Annotated in this window: 19 protein-coding genes; 11 read left to right on the top strand and 8 right to left on the bottom strand. The window is 42.1% G+C overall.

Features of this window, described 5'->3' with window-relative positions; all coding sequences use genetic code 11:
- Window positions 1-4 precede the first annotated feature (4 nt).
- The 4 genes from LCL96_RS01580 to LCL96_RS01595 all read right to left on the bottom strand — a co-directional run bounded on the left by LCL96_RS01580 (window position 5) and on the right by LCL96_RS01595 (window position 3,843).
- On the bottom strand, window positions 5-778 hold the full coding sequence (locus LCL96_RS01580) for an SDR family NAD(P)-dependent oxidoreductase (RefSeq protein ID WP_224939744.1): 774 nt from the start codon (window positions 776-778) through the stop codon (window positions 5-7).
- A gap of 367 nt (window positions 779-1,145) precedes the next feature.
- Complete coding sequence (locus tag LCL96_RS01585) at window positions 1,146-2,219, bottom strand: DUF418 domain-containing protein (RefSeq protein WP_224939745.1); 1,074 nt, start codon at window positions 2,217-2,219, stop codon at window positions 1,146-1,148.
- Window positions 2,220-2,229: 10 nt separating this feature from the next.
- Window positions 2,230-2,796 carry a TetR/AcrR family transcriptional regulator gene (locus tag LCL96_RS01590; RefSeq protein ID WP_224939746.1) on the bottom strand — a complete coding sequence of 189 codons (567 nt, stop codon included), beginning with the start codon at window positions 2,794-2,796 and terminating at the stop codon, window positions 2,230-2,232.
- A gap of 192 nt (window positions 2,797-2,988) precedes the next feature.
- Window positions 2,989-3,843, bottom strand: a complete 855-nt coding sequence (locus LCL96_RS01595) for an SDR family oxidoreductase (protein ID WP_224939747.1) — start codon at window positions 3,841-3,843, stop codon at window positions 2,989-2,991.
- A gap of 247 nt (window positions 3,844-4,090) precedes the next feature.
- Between LCL96_RS01595 and LCL96_RS01600 the strand changes: the two genes are divergently transcribed.
- Window positions 4,091-4,468, top strand: a complete 378-nt coding sequence (locus LCL96_RS01600) for a MerR family transcriptional regulator (protein ID WP_224939748.1) — start codon at window positions 4,091-4,093, stop codon at window positions 4,466-4,468.
- 111 nt (window positions 4,469-4,579) lie between these two features.
- On the opposite strand, the gene LCL96_RS01605 is transcribed toward LCL96_RS01600, so the two are convergent.
- Both LCL96_RS01605 and LCL96_RS01610 read right to left on the bottom strand, forming a co-directional pair.
- Window positions 4,580-5,440, bottom strand: a complete 861-nt coding sequence (locus LCL96_RS01605; protein WP_224939749.1) for an SDR family oxidoreductase — start codon at window positions 5,438-5,440, stop codon at window positions 4,580-4,582.
- Between the two features lie 111 nt (window positions 5,441-5,551).
- Entirely contained in the window at window positions 5,552-6,580 is a 1,029-nt protein-coding gene (locus tag LCL96_RS01610; protein ID WP_224939750.1) for a zinc-binding alcohol dehydrogenase family protein, read from the bottom strand.
- A 275-nt stretch (window positions 6,581-6,855) separates the two neighbouring features.
- Between LCL96_RS01610 and LCL96_RS01615 the strand changes: the two genes are divergently transcribed.
- Window positions 6,856-7,236 (top strand): winged helix-turn-helix transcriptional regulator, encoded by a 381-nt coding sequence (locus tag LCL96_RS01615; protein ID WP_224939751.1) that lies wholly within the window; start codon window positions 6,856-6,858, stop codon window positions 7,234-7,236.
- Window positions 7,237-7,321: 85 nt separating this feature from the next.
- Here LCL96_RS01615 and manA read toward each other — a convergent pair whose 3' ends face one another.
- Both manA and LCL96_RS01625 read right to left on the bottom strand, forming a co-directional pair.
- Window positions 7,322-8,263: a mannose-6-phosphate isomerase, class I gene (gene manA, locus LCL96_RS01620; protein ID WP_224939752.1), complete on the bottom strand. Its 942-nt coding sequence runs from the start codon at window positions 8,261-8,263 to the stop codon at window positions 7,322-7,324.
- Window positions 8,263-9,447, bottom strand: a complete 1,185-nt coding sequence (locus tag LCL96_RS01625; protein WP_224939753.1) for a glycerate kinase — start codon at window positions 9,445-9,447, stop codon at window positions 8,263-8,265. The genes manA and LCL96_RS01625 overlap by 1 nt, the downstream gene beginning before the upstream one ends.
- A gap of 82 nt (window positions 9,448-9,529) precedes the next feature.
- Between LCL96_RS01625 and LCL96_RS01630 the strand changes: the two genes are divergently transcribed.
- The 9 genes from LCL96_RS01630 (at window position 9,530) to LCL96_RS01670 (ending at window position 21,937) form a co-directional block, all read left to right on the top strand.
- Window positions 9,530-10,258 (top strand): MurR/RpiR family transcriptional regulator, encoded by a 729-nt coding sequence (locus LCL96_RS01630; protein WP_224939754.1) that lies wholly within the window; start codon window positions 9,530-9,532, stop codon window positions 10,256-10,258.
- Between the two features lie 144 nt (window positions 10,259-10,402).
- Window positions 10,403-12,331, top strand: a complete 1,929-nt coding sequence (gene mngA / locus LCL96_RS01635) for a PTS 2-O-a-mannosyl-D-glycerate transporter subunit IIABC (protein WP_224939755.1) — start codon at window positions 10,403-10,405, stop codon at window positions 12,329-12,331.
- 51 nt (window positions 12,332-12,382) lie between these two features.
- Window positions 12,383-15,001, top strand: a complete 2,619-nt coding sequence (gene mngB, locus LCL96_RS01640; protein ID WP_224939756.1) for a mannosylglycerate hydrolase — start codon at window positions 12,383-12,385, stop codon at window positions 14,999-15,001.
- A gap of 244 nt (window positions 15,002-15,245) precedes the next feature.
- Window positions 15,246-15,932 carry a response regulator transcription factor gene (locus LCL96_RS01645; protein WP_224939757.1) on the top strand — a complete coding sequence of 229 codons (687 nt, stop codon included), beginning with the start codon at window positions 15,246-15,248 and terminating at the stop codon, window positions 15,930-15,932.
- Window positions 15,925-17,205 carry a sensor histidine kinase gene (locus tag LCL96_RS01650; protein ID WP_224939758.1) on the top strand — a complete coding sequence of 427 codons (1,281 nt, stop codon included), beginning with the start codon at window positions 15,925-15,927 and terminating at the stop codon, window positions 17,203-17,205. The genes LCL96_RS01645 and LCL96_RS01650 overlap by 8 nt, the downstream gene beginning before the upstream one ends.
- A gap of 147 nt (window positions 17,206-17,352) precedes the next feature.
- A complete protein-coding gene (locus LCL96_RS01655) occupies window positions 17,353-18,051 on the top strand; it encodes a polyphosphate polymerase domain-containing protein (protein WP_224939759.1) in 699 nt (232 codons plus the stop codon).
- 38 nt (window positions 18,052-18,089) lie between these two features.
- Complete coding sequence (locus LCL96_RS01660) at window positions 18,090-18,773, top strand: DUF4956 domain-containing protein (RefSeq protein ID WP_224939760.1); 684 nt, start codon at window positions 18,090-18,092, stop codon at window positions 18,771-18,773.
- 91 nt (window positions 18,774-18,864) lie between these two features.
- Window positions 18,865-20,799: a CotH kinase family protein gene (locus LCL96_RS01665; RefSeq protein WP_224939761.1), complete on the top strand. Its 1,935-nt coding sequence runs from the start codon at window positions 18,865-18,867 to the stop codon at window positions 20,797-20,799.
- A gap of 178 nt (window positions 20,800-20,977) precedes the next feature.
- A complete protein-coding gene (locus LCL96_RS01670) occupies window positions 20,978-21,937 on the top strand; it encodes a beta-propeller fold lactonase family protein (RefSeq protein WP_224939762.1) in 960 nt (319 codons plus the stop codon).
- Window positions 21,938-21,967 lie beyond the last annotated feature (30 nt).

Consider the following 21,967-nt stretch of genomic DNA (forward strand, 5'->3'; position numbering starts at 1 on the left):
TATCTTACTTCATACTTTTTAAAGATACTTTTGCCGAGAGTTGGGCAACCATCTTTCTAGGAAATAATCTAGGAGATTGAGCCAGGAAATAATTTTTCTTACCGTCAATGGCATAACTCTTTCCCTGATCAATGCCTTTTAAAGCTGTTTGCACGACTTGTTTGGGCGTTCTCGTAACACTTGGAGTAGGATCTCCTGCTGACTGAAAGAAGTTTGTATCGGTCGGGCCTGGGCAAATGGCAAAAAAGGTAATACCTTTAGAACGATATTCTTCTGCTAGGGATTCCGTAAAGGACAAAACAAATGATTTTGTTGCAGAATATACGGCCATGTAAGGTACTGGTTGAAATGAAACGATAGAAGCTACATTTATTATCGTTCCTTCTCCTTTCTTCACCATCGTGGGAAGAAATTCATGTGTCAGATCGACAATCGTTTGTACATTCACTGTTACTTGCTTATGGTCCATTTCTTTAGGGTTACCCAAAAATTCACCTGATGTTCCAAAGCCAGCATTGTTTACTAAATAATCAATTTCTAAGCCTTTCTCTTTCAACTTCTCACTAATATCTCTGGCTGCATATTCAACACTTAAATCGGCTGTGACGACTGTTGCCTCCACTTTATATTTATGAATAATCTCTTCAGCTAATTGATCAAGTGCCTCTTTATTTCTTGCAACCAATACCACATTCATCCCTTTTTTGGCTAATTGGTACGAGAATTCTTTCCCTATTCCTGAAGATGCTCCAGTAATTAATGCCGTTTTTTTCATCATTGTTCCCCTTTCTTTTTCAAAATGTAACTTCTCCGTAATTTGATTAACAGTTAATAGGAGTAAGATAATATTTTACCGGGCAGAATCACTAACTATTTTTCATAAAAGGATACATTCACGAAAGCAAGTGATCGCTTTTTCTTACAATCCAATCATCCAATAAAATATTTAGGTTTATATGTTTAAGTGTTTAAACGTATAATAATTAAATTCGAGCATATTGTCAATTAATTAGAGTTATCCTTGTTTCTTAATTATTCAATACGGTCAGGTCATACAGACTTTGTCTTATATAAATATAAAAATTATTAAATTGGTACATGGAGATAAATAGTTCAATAGTTTTATTGAAAAGAGAGTACCGGCATTATCCACTTACTTTTCTCATTAATGACTCAACAGGCCCCCTCTTGAAGGTTTTTCTCCACCAAGTCGATGTAACTGTAGAAAATAGACAGAAAATCAACGCAATAGTAACAGCGAAAGGCAAGGTGTTCTCTGCCAGTCCTCCAAACATAAAGAAAACAGCCAAGACGAGAAAATGTCCAATATAGAGGGTAAGGGCAAGCTGGCCCGTGTATACAAATGCTTGAATGACAGCTGTTTCTCTCCATTTTTCAGAAATCATAATACATAGAAGGATTACGATGATTGCAGTGCTTGTGCTGGAAATCATGTAAAGCAGGGTGGGGGGCATCGGTTTCGTGTCGAATAAATAATACGCAATCTCACGACCCATGGCCGGTTCAGAGAGTTTGATGAGAGTATAGGAAGCAGCTTCTGTTATGACAAACGTGAAGAGTGAAACAGATATCATTTTTTTCCGGATCGAATGATTTTGAACATTGATCCTTCCCACCCACATCCCAAACAACAGGAAGGCAGACCAGGGGAAAATGGGATGGTATCCGTTATAGAAGAGGTTACTGATGAATCCTTTCCAAGACCAAAACAACTCGTAGTGCTGAAAAGTCGCATCCCAACCAAACTCATAGTTCAAGAGAAGCTGGCCGATCTGTGAGGTCAGAACAATTCCGACAGTGGCGATGATTAATTGTCTGGAGGAAGCCACAATGAAAAAGGAAGCAATGAACATATAAAAGGCATAATAATGAAGGATGTCCGCGCTCCATTGCATGAGAAATAGAATCATCCCCAGAACGAATAAAAACAATGAACGTCTCCATATCATCTTCCGATATTCCTTAGAGGGAGTACCACTCATCCGTGCTTTCTTAGTCATTAAAGATATACCGATTCCTGCAAGGATCACGAAAATGGCCGATGCACGGCCTTCAAGTAAACCAGTGATGGTCTTTAACCATTCAGGGCCATTTCCTTCTGCATTCATTGATATCTTATAATTGACAATCACCATTCCTAGTATGGCTAAGGCACGAGCCATATCGAAGCCAATGATTCGTTTTGCTGATTTCTCCATTCCAATCACCTCATTGAAAGATACTTTTTACAGAGAAAGCCCAAATCGCCGTCGGATCAAAGGAATACTCTTCGTTTGAATATTTGTCTAATCCGTCTACGATGATGGTCAAAAATTCCGCCTTTGTTTGAATCTCATGCTCCGAAAGTAATTCATAATCACGTGCTAATTGTAAAAGTGTCACGAATCCATTCAGGAATTCATCTAAAACCTTCTTTAGTGCCTGAGCGTAATAAGAATTCCGCGTGCTCAACACGTAATACTCGTTCATAATCTTGTTGTAATAGGGATCCTGGAGCTGTTTATTCATCATGCTCACACCATCGTCTGTGAGCTTGGTCATGAAGTTTTCTTTCGTGTATTCCTGATGATTGAAAAAGTTGGTGAAGTTTATTTCTTCAATGATGTAATCGAATAACGTTTGAATGAGCTTTTCCTTTGAGCTGAAATAATAATAGATGGCGGGCTTTGTGATCCCTATTTCTTTCGCAATAAAAGACATGCTCGTTTGATCGAAGCCTTTCTCAGCAAATAGTCGATAGGAAGTATTGAGAATGTTTGTGTATTTTTCTGACATGAAGAACGTCCTTTCTTTATTTACTTACCGGTAGGTAAATGGTAACTTGATAGGGAATTATTGTCAATGTTTTCTTGGGAAGCATTCCTTCCATGTTGTTCTTGAAAATATTCTAAAAATGAAAAAGCCAGGGAAATATCAATTTTGATATCTTCCTGGCTTTTATCCATCATGTTTTACCTATCGAGACGCTTACTTCCCTAACATACTCGACACCACAAAATTCGTTTGAAGCAATCCTGTTGGGTCTGCTTGTGTTTTATATTTAGTAAAATCGGAAGACCATTTAGACGTTCTGATTCTAAGTGGCAGCTGTTCTGCTTTCAGTTGCTCTACGACGACATTGGCGATTTCCTCTGGAGTTTGAAAAATACCATCGACGCGATCCGTTCTTTGACCCATATAATCATTCAATACTTGTTCATAATCATCCTTTTGGAACCCGCCCGACTTGTCGATATCGGAAAGAATGGTGTTGGCGAATTCAGATGTGATACCACCCGGTTCTACCACCATGAATTCAACGCCAAAGTAAGGTGTCACATACGTGGCCAGGCTTTCATAGTACCCCTCAATCGCGAATTTAGAAGCACAGTAAATTTCATTCAACGGCTGTCCAACCAGTCCTCCTACGGAAGAAATTGAGACAATCCGTCCTTGTTGTCTTTCTCTCATATACGGCAGTACTGCTTTCGTACACCGGATCGGGCCGAAGGTATTAATATCAAATACATTCTGGTATTCTTCCTCCGTGCTTTGTTCTGTGGTCTTAATGAAACCAACACCTGCGTTATTGATGAAAAGGTCGATGTGGCCATCCTTCTCAATGACGGTCTGTACGGCACGGTCGATGGAATCTTGTGATTGAACATCTAGTTGTAAAAGTTCAATATTTAATCCGGATTCCTGTAACTCAGTGATCGGAGTTCCTTTGTCCAGATTTCTCATTGTCGCATATACTTTCCAACCATCTTTCGCTAAAGCTTCACTTAGTCCAAGTCCTAAACCTGTTGATGTTCCGGTTACTACTGCGATTTTGTTTTCCATTATGAATCATCCTTTTCTATTATTTTTCTCGTATATAAATCATTTCCTATGAAATATCTCTACATTTTTTGCCGTGAACATTTGCTTTTGTAAGTAAGTTCAACTGATTCCACCTTTATATCATTCACCTTTTATGCTTGATAGAATCCCCCCAATCAAAAATAAAATCAAGTTGATAATCCAAACTATAAATGGTAAAGTGCACTTTAACGCAAGTGCTAATGTTTGGATTTTTTGGAGGGATGGCATGTATACGATGAAGCAAGTGACACAACAGACGGGGTTAACCGCTCCCACGCTCAGATATTATGAAAAAGAGAACCTTCTTCCTCCTGTTGAGAGGGATGAAAATGGATTAAGGATCTATAGCGATTTAAATGTTAGATCCATTTTATTTATTAAAGCCTTAAGGGCCACTGCGATGCCCATCAGGGAAATTAAGAAATATGTCCAACTATATAAAGGGGGAGAGGAAACCCTTCAATTACGAAAAAATATATTAGAGGAACACAAGATGAGGGTGGAAGAGAATCTTAGGGATCAGGCAAATAATTTAGAAAAAATTAAAGAGAAGTTAGAAATGTATGATCAATATGTAAGGTCCAGAGGGGACAGTGAAAATTAAGAGGGGAAATGGGATTCTTTATCTTGATGGGAGAAATCTGGTTCATAACGCAGATAGAAAAAGCCTGGGGAAAAGCTGCTTGAACAGTATTCTCCAGGCTTATTTTATTTATTAGAGCTTTTTGTAATGATCGGTGATAAAGCTCTTTATATCTTCAGGATATTCCCCGGTGAGAAGTTGGACATCATCTGTTATTTCATCCATTAAGTTCATTTCCGCCGCAACATATAAAGAGGCGAGTACCTTCCCGAAGCCTTTAGGCTCATCGTATGTTCTGGCAAATTCCTCAGCCGACATTGGATCATAGGCAATGGAAGAGCTACTTACTTCACTCAGAATGTCTGCCAGTTCAATCATGGTGTATGCTTTTCTTCCTGTTAAGGTGAATCGGCCTCCGTAAAAGTCCGGTTTCATGGCAAGTTGAATGACGGCTTTGGCAATGTCTTTTCTTGAAATGAATGAGATTCTCCCATCCCCAACTGGATACAATAAGCGTTTTCGTTCCACTAATTCAGGGAGGTAAGGGGGAAGGGGATCAAGGTACATGGCATTACGAACGAGTGTGTAATCCAGGTCACTTGATGCAAGCCTTCTTGCAGCATAGCCAAAAAAAGGACTCATTTTAAAAGGATTATTCTCTTGGTCTGCCATGAAACCAACAAAAATAAACTGTTTGACCTTAGCATCTTCAGCAGCCTGAATCGCGTTTTCGAATTCCTCAATCCTGACTGTATTAGGAAAAGAAATACTTGGAATATAAAGAAGGACGTCTGTATTTTTAAATGCTTCAACCATTGAATGATAGTCAGTATAATCTGCTTTTCTGACGTCTACTCCTTGAGCGGCATACTGAGATGCCTTTTCAGGACTTCTGACAGATAGCACAATTTGATCAGGAGTGAACTCTTTCAACGCTTCTTCTGTGATTTTTGTACCCAATTGACCTGTGGCTGCAGTAATATTTATGTTCATTGTTCATCCTCCTTTTTCTTCCTATTCAAGACTATTTCAGTTGCTTTATAAACAACAAGATACTTCACTTTTAACCAAGAGAAGCCCTGTTACCACAGGGCTACTTTTAGCTTATTCAAATTTCTCTAACACAATCTTTCCAATAGATGAACCGGATTCAAGCATTCGATGGGCTTCTTTCATGTTTTCAGCGTTGATGGGTGATAGTTGTTTGTTTAGCGTTGTCTGAATGACGTTGTCGTCGATTAAATCGGCCACTTCGTTTAACAGTTGGTGCTGTTTGATCATGTCTTCTGTTTGGAACATCGGGCGTGTAAACATGAGCTCCCAGACAAACGTTGCACTTTTTGATTGCAACAGAGTAATGTTTACAGGTTCGTTGGTTTCTACGATGGAACAGATCTTACCTTGCGGCGAAATCACTTCCGCCATCCCGGCCCAATGTTTGCCTGTCGCATTTAGACAGAAGATATAGTCAACGGATGGAATCCCTAAATCTTTTAATTGGGGAGCGAATTCATGATAATGATTGATCGTATGGTCAGCACCGAATTCCTTAGCCCATTTGACCGTTTCGGGTCTTGAAGCCGTTCCAATTACCGTCAATCCTGCTCTTTTAGCCAGTTGAGTAGCGATCGATCCTACTCCGCCGGCAGCACCTATAATCAAAATGGATTTTCCTTCGTTTTGGCCCGGCTCAGGATGGATGTTCAAGCGATCAAATAAGGCTTCATATGCTGTGATCGTTGTAAGTGGCAGTGCAGCGGATTGAGCGAACGATAGAGACTTCGGTTTCTTACCGACAATGCGCTCATCAATGAGATGAAACTCACTGTTTCCTCCTTGACGGGTAATATCTCCAGCATAGTACACTTCATCTCCAGGCTTGAAGATTGTACAATCGGGACCGGTTGCTTCTACGACACCTGACACGTCCCATCCGAGAATTTTGGGTTCATCATGTTCTTCTCCGTTTGACATGCGGATTTTGTAATCCACGGGATTCACCCCGATTGCCTCCACACGTACTAGTAAATCGCGATTAGAAGGGCGGGGTTTTTCTATCTCTAAGCCCACTAGGCTTTCTTTCTGGTCAATTGGTAAATGTTTATATAGTCCTACAGCTTTCATTTTTTCCATAACATATTCACACCTTTACTTTTTATTAAACAAAACCGGTTATAAAGAATGGGTGATATCACCTTTTTGTTGAACACGTTCATGTTAACCCATTTCATGATTGAATATAAGTACGCACATTTATGTGATGCAGTATCAAAATTGATACTTAGAAGGGATGGTTACAAGACGGAATGCCTTTTACATTTTTTCTATTGTTGTTCTGTGTTAAATTAATAGTCATATAAGTCGGAGAGCCACAATTCATTTGTGGATAAGGAACAGGAGTGTCTAAGATGAGTACTGAACATAAACAAGACTCCCAGGGCAAACGATTTCTAAATCGCTATTCATGTCCGGTTGAAGGGACGGTCGACGTGATAGGAGGCAAATGGAAAAGCGTCATCATCTTTCATTTGCTGGATGGGAAGAAGAGATTCAACGAATTAAAGAGGTTAAATAGTGGAATTACTCACAGGATGTTAACGTTGCAGTTGAGAGAAATGGAATCCGATGGAATTGTTCATAGGGAAGTGTATCCCGTTGTTCCGCCAAAAGTGGAATATTCTCTCACTGAATTTGGTCAGTCTTTGAAGCCCATTATTTTGTTGATGTTTGAATGGGGAGAGGAAAATATGGAGAAGGTGTTAGGTCATCGAGGGTTGGAGAAGGAATAGTAGGTCTTACCATACACGTTTCTTACAAGAAAATAGAGGAAAGAATCGCCCCTTTCGATTCAGAAATGGGGCGATTCTTCAATGACTATTCATGAGACGCAATGATCTCCATCTGACCTTTCAATTGGAAATGTCCAGATCCTGACGGGAGAATGAAATGGTTTCCTTTCTGGACAGGATATTCCTTCCCTTCGTGAAGCAGGGATCCTTCTCCGCTAATGATGGAGACGAGCATATAATGATCCAGTATATGTCCCTCATATGACTCGCTTACATCCCATTTGTAAACGGAGAAATACGGGGAGTCTACAAGGCGGGTAACGAGAGATGGCCCCTGCTGTGAAATCCAACGTTTCGGTAATGCATCTTGATGAGGGATCGTCGTGACATCAATAGCCTGGTGAAGGTGGAGCTCCCGCTTCATCCCTTGGTCATCCACCCGGTCGAAATCATAGACGCGGTAAGTGGTGTCAGAGCTTTGCTGGGTCTCAAGAACCAATGTCCCCTTTCCAATCGCGTGGAGCGTTCCGCTTGGTACATGGAAGAAGTCGCCCGGTTTAATCGGTACCTTTCTTAATAAGTTGTTCCAGTTTCCTTCGCGGATGAGGTTAATAAATTCATCTTTCGTTGAGGCATTATGACCTAAAATGAGCTCAGCATCTTCTTCACAGTCGAGAATGTACCAGCATTCGGTCTTTCCCAATTCTCCGTTGTTCTTCAACCCGTATTCGTCATCTGGATGGACTTGAACAGATAGATCTTGATTCGCATCGATGATTTTGGTGAGAAGAGGGAATTCCGGATAGTTGGAGTGTCCAAATAGTTCAGGATGTTCGTGCCACAAAGTGGCAAGAGAAGTATCTTTGAAATGACCGTTCATGATGGTTGACGGTCCGTTGGGATGTGCCGAGATGGCCCAGCATTCCCCTGTGTATTGGCTGGGGATGCCATAGCCAAATGCCGTTTCCAGAGCATTTCCTCCCCAAATCCGTTCTTTGAATTGTGGTTGCAAGAATAATGGTTCCATTAGTGATGACCTCCTGAATGTTGGTTGGATCGTGTATAATCCTTCGTTTTCATTGAAAGTAGTAACATCCTGCCGACTTGTTCTCCTGTACGTGTCAGGTTATGTGTTGCCGAGTCAGATTCCATGGCCTTTTCAAGGGTTACAGGTCCTGGGACGATACTGAAGTAGGCATCGATACCGATCTCATGCAGACTCTTGTCAGCATCTGAGACATCCCCTGCAAGTGCGATGACAGTCGAGCCGAATTGTTTTGCAAGCTTCGCCACACCGGAAGGAGCTTTTCCCATTGAGCTTTGACCATCCAGTTTTCCTTCGCCGGTTATGACGACATCCGCATCATGGAGCATCTCCCGTAAACCGAGTTCAGTGAGGATGTAATCAACACCTGGGAGGAGAGGAGAGTGAAGAAAAGCGGTAAAGGCCGCTCCCAATCCTCCTGCTGCCCCACTTCCGGGGATGGATTGTAAGTCGATGCCCAATTGCTTACTGGCGAGAGAAGAGAAGTGCTTCAAACCTTCATCCAAAGCAGCTATTTCCTGTGGACCCGCCCCTTTTTGCTTTCCGAACACAAAGGCCGCCCCATTCGGTCCATGAAGTGGGTTCGTCACATCACATGCGACGTGGAAACAGACCTTTTCAAGGGAAGGGTGAACATTGGAGGAATCAATGACCGAAATGTGTTTTAATGACCGTCCACCATAACCTGCAGAGGATCCAGTGTCTGTCAGGAATTGAAAGCCCAGTGCCTGGAGCATACCGATTCCTGCATCGGTGGTGGAGCTTCCACCGAGCCCGATGATGATGTCTGTACATCCTTTCCCGGCGGCATCCAGAATCTGTTCGCCAACCCCGTAAGAAGTGGTAGATATTGAATTCAATTCCTCTTTCTTAAGAAGAGGCAGTCCGCATGCTTCGGCTATTTCAATCACGGCGGTGGTTCCCTTTTTGATCAGTCCGTAAGTTGCCTTTACCGGTTTGCCGAGTGGACCCGTCACATTAACATGGACAAGTGTCCCTTTATGAGCTGATACGAGGGCGGCGACGGTTCCTTCCCCTCCGTCGGCAATCGGGACCTGATGGATATCCATTCCTCCCGCAAGTCGCAGCCCTTTCGCAATCGCTCGGTTTGCATCCTCTGATGACACACTTCCTTTTAATGAATCCATGGCCACAACGATTTTCATAAACATCCTCCTTGAATAAATTTGCTATCCTTTCCGATTCTTCTGATATAATGATTTCAATATCTAAGCGAGGTGAGCCGTGATGCGATTTGAAGAACGCATCCATAAATTTGAATACAAGCTGAACGATACAGATGATCAAATCATTGAGTATATAAAGGAACATAAGAAGGACTTTGTGAATCAATCCATACAGATGGTGGCAGCGAACGTGTACACCGTTCCCAATACGATCACCCGCCTCTCGAAGAAGCTGGGGTACGACGGCTTTTCTCATTTGAAGAGCAGTCTGAAAGAGGAGCTTGAATCCCCTAATGTGATTCCTGATGATGATTCCTACTCCCTGATCCAGAAAACATTCGAAATCATCGACAAGGACCGGATGCTCGAGGCGGTCAGGCTTCTAAATGATTCCAAGCAGGTTCTGTTATTTGGAGTAGGTGATTCTTCTGACCTTTGTGAAATGATGGCAAGGAATCTAAGGGTGGTCAGCAAGCCGACCAGCCACCACATTCATCGCCATGAAATCCTTCACAGCTTGGATCAAACCAATCATCAGAGTGTTCTATTTCTCATCAGCCTGTCCGGAGAAACCCAGCTGGTGCTAGAGGCTGCAGAAAAAGCAAGAGAGCGGAACATTCCCATCATTTCCTTGACGCATTTCACCAAAAATCCTCTTCAGTCCATGGCGACGATCAATCTGTACTGTTATGCACCGAAGAAAACGAAAAATGGATACAATATCACGGTGCGTACGCCTGTGATGGTTGTATTGGAGACATTATCTCAGTATTTTTGGTCCCACTATTGAAATTGTGTAACCGTACACAAGAAAACGCTTTAATGAGCTGAACATGTGTAAAAATAAGAAGAATCGCTCTTCTTATTTTTTTTTTGCTAGGATGAATGCAAGTGATGAAAACACTTACAATGAGTTTTGAGGAGGTAGAAGGCAATGGAATTACGTACACTTACCTCGCCAAAGTTGATCAGTACAAAGCTGAATCTTCATTCGAAAAAAGAAGCGATTGAGTACTTAGTCAAACAGTTGGCTGATGAGGGGAAATTGCACTCTCAAGAAGAATTTTTGAAAACGGTTTATGAGCGGGAGGCGTTATCACCGACCGGCTTTGAAGGTGGTTTGGCCATTCCTCACGGAAAATCAACGACCGTCAAAGAAGCGGCTTTCGCGGTTGCGACAATCGAAAAGCCCCTGACAGATTGGGAAAGTATTGACCCGGGGAATAAAGTGGAGCTTGTCATCTTATTGGCCATTCCGGATCAAGAGGCGGGATCGACGCACCTTTCTCTCTTATCCGAATTTGTAACACGATTATCAAATGAACCATACAAAGAAGGACTGTTGAAAGCGACGACAAGTGAAGAGTTGTTCAGACGTTTGGATGAAGTGGGGGGAGAACAGGAAGAAGCGTCAACTCCGGATACCGGGAAGATGGTGCTCGCGGTTACAGCTTGTCCTGCAGGGATTGCCCACACCTATATGGCAGCAGAAGCACTAACAAAAGCCGGGAAAGAGTTAGGGGTTACGGTCTTTGTAGAAAAGCAGGGTGCCAATGGAATTGAAGACCGTCATACGTCAAAGAGGTTGAAAGCGGCAGATGCCGTTATTTTTGCCAATGACGTGGCGATCAAAGACGAAGAGCGTTTCGCGCATCTTCCAAGGGTGAAGACATCGGTTGCCATGCCTTTGAGGAATGCCAAAGGGCTCCTTGAGCAGGCAATGGCAAAAGCTGAAAAAGCTCCTAAAGGGGAGTATAAGGAAGAAAGTGCTGCTGCAAGCGAAGAGGAAGAATCGGATCATAAGCCGTTTAAAACAGAAATTAAGGATAGTATCCTAACAGGGATTTCTTATATCATTCCCGTCATTGTTGCAGGTGGGATGACCCTGGCAGCCGCGGTTCTGATTTCTCAGGCCTTTAATCTTCAGGAAGTCTATGCAACGGAAGGTTCATGGTTATGGCTGCTTCGACAGCTTGGAGGGGGACTTCTCGGACAATTAATGGTACCGATCCTCGCCGCATACATGGCCTATTCCATCGCGGACAAGCCCGCACTTGGACCCGGATTTGCTGCAGGGGTTGCGGCCAATCTGATTGGTTCCGGATTTCTTGGAGGGATGCTCGGTGGTTTCCTTGCAGGTTTCTTCCTGAAATTCCTGAAGAGAAAAATCCAGCCAAAAGGAACATTCGCAGGTTTCATCAGCTTCTGGGTTTATCCTGTACTGGGAACACTTGTAGTAGGTTCCATCATGTTATTCCTGATCGGGGAGCCCCTCGCTTGGATGAACAACGGATTGATTGAATGGCTTGGAAGTTTGTCTGGGACAAATGCTCTTATCCTTGGGGCCATCCTTGGTGCAATGGTGTCCTTCGACCTTGGGGGGCCAGTCAATAAGGCAGCTTATACATTCTGTATCGGAGCTATGGCAAGCGGGAATTTCATACCGTACGCGACCTTCGCTTCGGTAAAAATGGTCTCGGCCTTTGCCGTAACGGGTGCGACGATTATCGGGAAGAAATATTTCTCCCTTCAAGAGCAGGAAATCGGAAAGCAGACCTGGCTCCTTGGCCTTGCCGGTATTACAGAAGGGGCCATCCCATTTATGATAAATGATCCACTGAGAGTTATTCCTTCACTGATTGCAGGGTCTGCCGTGACAGGGGCCATCGTGGCGTATTTTGATCTTGGGCTGAACGTGCCGGGAGCAGGAATCTTCTCCCTTGCCTTATTGAAAGGTCAGCCGATGCTGCTTGCAGCAGGAATTTGGCTTGGTGCCGCCATCTTGGGTGCTGTCATCTCGATGTTCTTGTTGATCCTGACCAGAAAGAGTAAATTATCGAAAGAAAACAGCCTCGCTGCTTAACCATACACATTGACGACTAACAGACATAACTTCTTAGGAGGAATGGAATACATGAAGAAGGTACACATCGTTCCGCATATGCATTGGGACAGAGAATGGTATTTTTCAACGGAAGAATCTAGGATTCTATTAGTGAATAATATGGAAGAAATCATGGACAAACTCGAGAATGATCCGGACTACCCTTATTATGTACTGGACGGGCAAACCTCTATATTAGAAGACTATTTTGCTGTGAAGCCGGAAAATAGGGAGCGGGTTCGACATCTGGTGCAGGCTGGAAAGTTAATCATTGGTCCTTGGTATACCCAAACGGACGAAATGGTGGTTGGCGGGGAATCCATTGTGCGCAATCTTCTTTACGGGCATAAAGATAGCCAGGAGTTTGGAGCACCGATGAAGATTGGTTACTTACCGGATTCTTTCGGGCAGTCTTCCCAAATGCCACAGATTTTCAATGGCTTCGATATTCAGTATTCAATCTTTTGGAGAGGTACGTCAGAACGTCACGGAACGGATAAAACGGAGTTCTACTGGGAGAGTGATGATGGTTCACGTGTGCTTGTTCAACTTTTCCCTCTTGGATATGCGATCGGGAAGTACTTACCTGAAGATGAAGAGGCGTTGACGAAACGGATCGATAAGTATTTCTCTGTACTGGACAGAGGGGCTACCACCGATCATATCATTCTACCAAACGGACACGACCAAATGCCGATCCAGAAGAATATCGATGTCATCATCAACAAGCTTCAGGATCTTTATCCAGATCGGGAATTTTTCCTGAGCCGGTACGAAAATATCTTTCATGAATTGGAAAAGAACGAGGATCTTTCCGTTCTTTCCGGAGAATTCCTTGATGGCAAGTATATGAGGGTTCACCGCAGTATCTTCTCTACTCGAATGGATATCAAAGCGGCCAATACAAGAATCGAGAACAAATTGACCAATGTGCTGGAGCCTCTTGCGTCTATCGCCCATTCCTTAGGCTTTGAATATCATCACGGTTTCATTGAATTGATTTGGAAAGAAATCATGAAAAATCACGCCCACGACAGCATCGGGTGCTGCTGTTCTGATAAGGTTCACAGGGAAATCCTTAACCGCTTCTTCATTGCAGAAGAAAAGACGGACCAGCTGATCGAATTCTACAAACGGAAAATAACCGATTCGATTAAAAATGAATCAGGTGATGATTTATTGACCGCCTTTAATCTCCTTCCGTATGAAAGAGAAGAAGTGGTGACGACGAAGGTGGTCAGTAAGTTAAATGCCTTTACTTTGGAAGATATGGACGGAACGGCAATTCCGTATGAAGTGGTCGGGAAAGAAATTCTTGATCCAGGCCTGATTGACCGCCAGATTGTCCATTATGGAAACTATGATCCTTTCTATGAATATAGTATTCAATGGAAGGACACCGTCCCTGCGATGGGATATAAGGCTTATAGAATTAAAGGAACTTCCCATGAGGCTGCAGAAATATCCCTGAAGGAAACGGATACTCATGAAGTAGAGACGGACATTTATCGTTTGAGAGTGCAAGCCAACGGTACGCTCCACATAAAAGATAAGCGTGATGGAAGCGAAATGGATCAGGTTCTCCTTCTTGAAAACGGCGGAGACGATGGAGACGAGTACGATTATTCTCCACTGGAAGGGGAAAAATTGATTTACAGCGACCAGACGGCTGCGAATATCTCTTTAAGACAGAACCGTTATGGGGTAGACCTGGAGATTGATGTGGAGTTGAATGTCCCGAAAGATCTCGATAGCCGAAAAGCAGGAAAGCTGGATAGTACGGTTTCGGTTACATGGCATGTTACCATTCCACAGCATCAACCTGTGATTCAAATCAGCGCCACGATCGAAAACGAAGCGAAGGATCATCGACTTCGTGCCCTGATTCCAACGGAGATTGCCTCTTCCATATCATGGTCAGACAATCAATTCGGACTGATTCAACGTGATGTAGTAGACGGTGCGATGAGTGTTTGGGAGAAGGAAGATTGGGATGAACGCCCAGATTCCATCTATCCAATGCTTTCATTTGTCGGATTGACGGATGGGGACCGCGGTGTCAGTGTTCTCACCAACAGCACCCGTGAGTATGAAATCATCGGGGGTTCATTCGATACGATGGCCGTCACCCTGTTTAGAAGTGTCGGCGTATTAGGGAAAGAAGAACTGGTAAGAAGACCTGGAAGACCATCGGGAATCAAATTGCCGACTCCGGATTCTCAAATGATCGGGAAGCTTCAATTGGACTTTGCCCTGGTGATGCATAAAGGATCTTTATCTCAAGCAAAGGTAGGAAGAATGGCGAAGGAATATACTACGCCAATCCAGACGTATAATAAAATTCCATTCAACGCAATGAAGCTGAATTCTTCAGGTATTGTCACACCAACGGTTTATAGCCTCCTTGAGGAAACATCCGCTGATGTCGTGCTCAGCACTTTGAAGAAGGCAGAGGAAGAAAATCGATTGCTCATCCGTTTTTATAACCCGACTGAGGAAGAAGTAGAAGGATCCTTCCGATTCCACTATCAAGAAGGTCAAATAGATGAAGTGAAACTGAATGAAGAGCCGATCCAACCATTAGAATCCCAAAACTCGGAAGCGGCTGTAACATTAAAACCTAATCAAGTTAAGGCCATGTTGTTTTAAGTGAAATGAAGGTCCGTCCCTCTTTTGAAGAGGGACGGACCTATTTTGTTTAGCTTGTGATTTTCGATAGTAGTTTATTTATGGGTTATACATAGCTATATTTTTTCGTGAATTATGGGTTAGCAATTGAGGTGTGATCAGTAATGATGTGCAGAAACTACACCTCTAATAACTATTTTTAAGGATACCTTAAGGTAAACTAAGTATACTGATAAGAAAAAGCCCATGAGGGAGTGAGGGTAACATGAAAATATTAATTGTTGAAGATGATCCCATTCTTTCAGATACAATTGTTGAGTCGACGAAGTTGTTATACGAAGCGGTGCAAGCGTTTGATGGAGAAGAGGGGCTTTATTTAGCGGAGCAGAACATATATGACATCATTATATTGGATGTGATGCTGCCCAATATGAACGGTTATGAGATTCTCCGGGAATTAAGAGCAAAAGAGATTAGGACGCCCGTTATCTTTTTAACAGCGAAAGATGGAATCGATGATAAAATTCAAGGTCTTCGATTAGGTGCAGATGATTATTTGGTAAAGCCTTTTCATCGGGAAGAGCTGTTACTAAGGTTAGAGGCAATTGTTAGACGAACGATTGGGGAGTTTAAGGAAAACAGTGTGGCGTTTAAAGATCTTAAACTCAATCTCAAAACGAAGTCGGCTATGATCGGACAAGCTCAGCTCAAGCTAAATGGGAAGCAATTTGATTTACTTGAGTACTTGATGAATAACAAAGAAACGATTTTAACGAAGGAGCAGATTTTTGATCGGGTATGGGGGTTTCAATCCGATACAACGAATACGGTGGTGGAAGTGTACACGAGCCATATTCGAAAGAAGCTTAAACCGTTTAACTATGATCAGTATGTAAAGACGTTCCGTGGGCTGGGCTATATGCTGACTGAAGAGAGTCATGAATATGAATAAGAAAAAAATACTCTCGAAGCAGCAGTTGAGCTTTATGCTGCTGAATTTTGTTGCGTTCACAGCGATTTTTGCCATATTTGGTGTGATTATTTTCAGCCTGGTTCAAAGTACGCTCTATAAGAAAGTGGACGAAGAGCTATTGTTTTTAAAGAAAATGATGATAGAGGAAAATGATTCACAATTTCCACCAGGTTCCCCACCTGATCGTGATAAGCCTGATAGGAACTTACCCCCTCTGAACCCAAGGATTATCGTACTTCATTGGAATAGTGAGGGAGAGATTGTCAATCAAGAACAAATTGGCACCCAGTTTTATCAAAACTATTTGAAGGATGCTGACTTTAGCTTTGAACCGTTGGATGAAATAACGAGTATGAAAATCAATGACCAATATACGTTTCGGTCGTTGTCCTTTAAAAATGAGGATAACAATGATTTTCGTTATACCCAGCTGCTGATCAGTATTGATGCTGAGAAAAATTTAATGGGGAATTTCGGATGGATTCTACTGATTTGCTCTGTTGTTAGTATTATTCTTTCTATAACGATAAGCTACCTTCTTTCCAAAAAAACAATGAAGCCCATAATTAAATCGTGGAACCGGCAGGCGGAATTTGTGGAGAATGCATCACATGAACTTAGAAGCCCGTTAACGATTATTCAAAATAAGCTGGAGCTGATGCTGACAGAACCGAATAAAAAGATTGTTGATACCTTTGAAAGCATTGCCCTTAGTTTGTCTGAAACAAGAAGGCTTTCTCAATTGACTTCAGATCTGCTTACACTTGCCCGAGCGGACTCATTGGAGTCTCAATTGAATGACGAAACGTTTGATGTGGATGAATTCATTGAAAGTGTGTGTCAGCCTTATATTGAGTTTGCTGACATGCAGGATAAAAAACTATGGGTTCAGTTACATGCTGATACAGAGATAGAAGCGGATAAAAGCAGAATCCACCAGCTGATGGTTATTCTTCTTGATAATGCTTTAAAGTTCACTGCTGAGAATGAAGAGATCGGTGTCAAAACCTACCTGGAAGGAAATAAGGTCGTTTTGGAAGTAAGTGATACAGGAATCGGGATTAATGAGGAAAATAGGGAGCGGATATTCGAACGCTTCTTTAGAGAGGACAGAGCGAGATCAAGAGAAAAAGGCGGGACAGGACTTGGGTTGGCAATAGCCCATTGGATTGTATCCAGCCACAATGGGACGATTAAAGTGTTGGACAATAATAACAAGGGAACCATTTTTCAAGTGAAGTTACCGAGATAGAGATCACAGCGATGTGGTCTCTTTTTTTATTTCTTGCAGAATACCCCTGCTTCTCTTCTATGACCATTATGTAAAGTTCTTTAAGCGTTTTTTAAGGTTCGTCCTTAATAATATAAACATCAAGTGAATAGAAAGGAGCATCGAGATATGAAAACGATGAAGTTGAATGGTGTACAGGGTCGTACAGAAATCAAACATGAATTATCAAAGATGGATTGCTACCTGCTTCGTAACCGGTTGAAGCATGTGATGGAAGTAGATCCATACGCGAATAAGGATGGGAAGTACTTCATCCGCAGTGTCTACTTCGATAATTTTGATCATAAAGTGCTGACGCAGAAAAAGGAAGGTCATTACGAGCGTAATAAATTTCGGGTTCGGATGTATGACTATCAGACAAGCCTTCTGAATCTGGAAAAGAAGAGTAAACGAAACAACTTGACGTACAAGCAGAAATGTCGGATTAGTATCGAGGAATTTGAACGAATGAGAGTTGGCGACATTACATGGATGGAGGACGATGAACGTTCACTTGTCCGTGAATTGTATATTGAGATGAAAATGTATCAACTAAAGCCATTGACGGTGGTTGACTATGAGAGAGAAGTGTTTATTTATCAATATGGAAACGTAAGGGTTACGTTTGACAGTGATATTAAAACCAGTTTCCAAAACAATGATGTGTTGAATGTTCATTTACCGATGATTGAAACGAACCCTGATATCGTTATTCTGGAAGTGAAATATGATGGATTCTTACCTGATACCATCAAGAAGCTTCTTCAAATTGGCAACAGGCGAAAAGGGACGTATTCAAAATACCAGATTAGCAGAATGTATGGTTAATCCGTACCTTCTTTACTAGACGACTTGGAGGAATAGAAATGGAAAGTATAAGCTTCAATGATATTTTTAAATCGAATATTTTAGAAAAAACAACCAGCTTTTCGATTGTGGATTCCATGATTGGATTAGCGGCAGCGTTTATTTTGGGGTTATTAATTTATACCGTTTATCGAAAGACGTTTTCCGGTGTGATCTATTCACACACATTTAATATTGCACTCATCATCATGACGATGGCAACGGCCCTCATCATAATGGGGATCTCTTCTAACGTATTATTATCACTTGGTATGGTTGGTGCGTTGTCAATCGTCCGTTTCAGGACCCCAATCAAGGATCCGATGGACATTGTTTACCTTTTCTGGGCCATCGTAGTCGGCATTCTATGCGGGGCAGGCTTTATTCCATTAGCGGTGCTGGGATCGATTCTAATCGGGTTGGTGCTGATTTTATTTGTGAACAAGATCAAGATTGAAAATCCGTTTTTAGTAGTTGTTAAATACAATGAAGCGTCAGTGGAAGAATCGTTGGAGCATATCATCTCCCGCAATGCGAAAAAACATTCAATCAAATCAAAGTCTGTCATGCCGGGGAATCATTATGAGGTGACCTATGAGGTACGTATAAAGGATACTGATATGGAATTCCTTACGAATCTTTCAACTATGGACGGCGTACAATCAGCAGTTATGATCAGTTACGATGGCAATTTCACTGCTTAATCAAACAATGCGAAATGTCTGGCGGCAGGAAATCTTGCCGCCATTATTGTTCTGCCCTGCAGAGGAGAACGAATGAAATGGAGGGGTGACAATGCCTATTAAAACGAAATGGATCATATCCATCATGATTGCCGCAATTCTATTTACGATAGGTGCGATCTATTCTGTTCAAGAACTGCAGCTTGAAAAAGATAGTGCCGTTTATTCTTATAATAAAAAGTTATTTAATGAGGAGGACGTGTCAACGATTGAAATCAACATGGAAGATGAGCAGTGGGAGGATCTGTTGGCCAATCCGTTGGATGAGGAATATAAAGAGGCTTCCATCACGATTAATGGTGAAAAGGTTTCAAACGTAGCCGTACGAACAAAGGGGAATTCTTCTTTGACCTCCGTTGCGAGAGACGAATCGGAGCGTTATAGCTTAAAAATCGATTTCAATTATTATGATTCCACTCAAAGCTTTTACGGTTTGAAGAAGCTGAACTTAAATAATAATTTTAGTGATTCGACTCAAATGAAGGAATTTGTCTCTTATGAATTAATGGAGCAAATGGGCGTGGCGACGCCTGCTCATTCGTATATGAAGGTTATCGTAAACGGTGAATATTACGGGCTCATGCTTGGGGTGGAAGCGATTGACGAAACATTTATCGCTCAACATTATCAGACAACTCAAGGATACTTATACAAGCCGGACGGTACAGGAAGCGACCTTATATATACAAGTGATGATTTAGAGGATTACGAAGGAATTGAAGTGAAAACGAATGAGGATAGTGTGGAGGACTCTGAGCTGATTTCCATGCTGAAAGCGATTAATGAAGAGGATGGGTATGAAGAGTACCTTAATACGGATCAGCTGCTTCGTTATTTTGCCATGAACACAGCACTTGTGAGTCTTGACAGCTATCAGGGACAGCTGAAGCATAACTATTATTTATATGAAGATGAAAATGGTGTGTTTTCAATTCTCCCTTGGGATTACAATATGGCATTCGGCGGATTCAATATGGGAGGCAATGGAGGTCCCCCCATGGATATGAATGGCGCTAATCCGAATGAGTCCGGAGCTCAAGGGGATATCTCACCACAAGGGCAGGATGGTGCTCCACCTCAAGGGCAGGAGAATGTCCAAGATGATCAGAATCAAGCACAAGAAAATGGTCTGGACAATCCTGCATCAATGCCGACGGTAGGCAAACAAGGCGGTGGGATGATGATGCCTTCAGGTGATTTACTGAGTGAAAATACGATAAATTTCAGTGTGTATGAGCCGGTTTCAGGCACTTCCTTATCCGAGCGTCCGTTACTAAACGTATTAGTAAGCGATGAAAAACTTCTTGCTCAGTATGAGACATATATGGAACAAATTGCAACAGAGGTTTTAACAGAAGAAAATGTCGCATCCATTACAACCAAGCTGGGTGCATTATTAGAACCGTATATTGAGAGTGATCCATCCAAGTTTTTCACAACAGAAGAGTTTTTAGAAGGAGTAAGTGGCGATAACAGCCTTCCTGAGTTTGCGAAACAACGAAGTGAATCCCTTTTGGCTCAACTATCAGGAGACCTGGTCGTTGAAGCAGACAATACAACTGGCATGCAAGGGGTGGAGGGGCAAGACCAGAATAGAGAACAACCTCAGAACGGTGCTCCCCCGCAAATGAACGGGGGAATGAGAGGTGGACTAGACATCAATTCCATGACAGATGAAGAATTTGCTCAATTTGTTGAAAGAATTCAAACAGCAAATTCTCCTTTTTCATTGCCGGAAGACTTCGACTCCATGACAATGGAAGAGCAGAAAACGTACCTTGCTGAAAATATGGGAGGTATGGGTGGACCACCAGGTGCTGGTGGTGATGGAAATGATCGAAGCTTCCCTATGAAGAACAATGAAGCGAAGGATTCTGTAAGTGAAGAACCGACTGGTGAATATACGAAAGCAGATGTCTATATCCTTTTTGCCTTATTAGCTATTACAGCTGTTGCGATCACGATTTTTCGTCGCATCGGTCGCTGAATGAAAGCCGAATTCTATTGGAATTCGGCTTTTTTTAGATTTTGAAAAAGATACTGAACTGTACATGGTTGAAAATAGCAAACAGGTTTGGGCTCTATAAAAATAATCCTTACTCTTAAATCACAAACCTTTTCACTAATCATAAACTAGTTAGTAGTGGTGGTTAAGGAGGGATAACATGAGAATGAATAGGAAGAAGCACTACCATCATAAAAAGCTATTTGCTTATGCAACGAACTTTGGGGATTGTACAATTTCAATGATCGATACCAAAAAAGATAAAGTTACAGATACGATTCCAGTAGGAGATCAACCAGATGGAATTACGATTTCTCCCCTGGTTAGAAACGCATATGTGTCCAATACGAATAATAATTCTGTTTCAGTTATCGATCTTTCTAATCATAAGGTGGTCAATGAAATACCTGTTGGTGAGGGGCCGGTTGGCATAGCTGCGACTCCTGATGGAAGAAAAGTGTATGTAGCGAATTTCGGTGGGACAACCGTCTCAATCATTGATGTATGCAAGCAAACTGTGAAACATATAGAAGTAGGAGATAACCCATTTGATGTGGCATTCAGTCCAGATGGAAGAATGGCCTATGTTGCTGTAACCATCAGTAACGTTGTTGCCGTAATCGATACAAAAAAAGAAAGAGTGATAGATCGGATTCCTATTACGAATGGAGAATTCCCTCGAGATCTTGCGGTAACTCCGAATGGAAAGAAGCTATACGTGGCCAATCGTGGGAGAGGTGAACCTAGTACAGTTTCTGTTATTGACCTAGAGGAAAATGTAGTAACGAATACAATCAATGTAGGGATTAGACCGAATGGTGTAGCGGTTACACCAGATGGAAAGAAGGTTTATATCACGAATATTAGTAGTGATAATGTAACAGTAGTGGATGCATGTGATGATTCCATTATTGCGACGATTAATGTTGGAGATGGTCCAACGGATGTTTGTATTACTCCTGATGGGAAAAAGGCTTATGTCACTAACTTTAATGAGGGAACAGTTTCAGTGATTTGTATTAGAACGAATAGGGTTATGACTACGATTACTACAGGGGAGCAAACAAGTGATTGTGCTATTTGTTATTCGTGTTTTCCTTTCTTAGGAAAACGTGAATGACAGAAGGTAAAGTAGGGTGGTGTGATCTAA

The organism is Rossellomorea aquimaris, assembly GCF_020172085.1.
GTDB classification, from domain to species: domain Bacteria; phylum Bacillota; class Bacilli; order Bacillales; family Bacillaceae_B; genus Rossellomorea; species Rossellomorea aquimaris_E.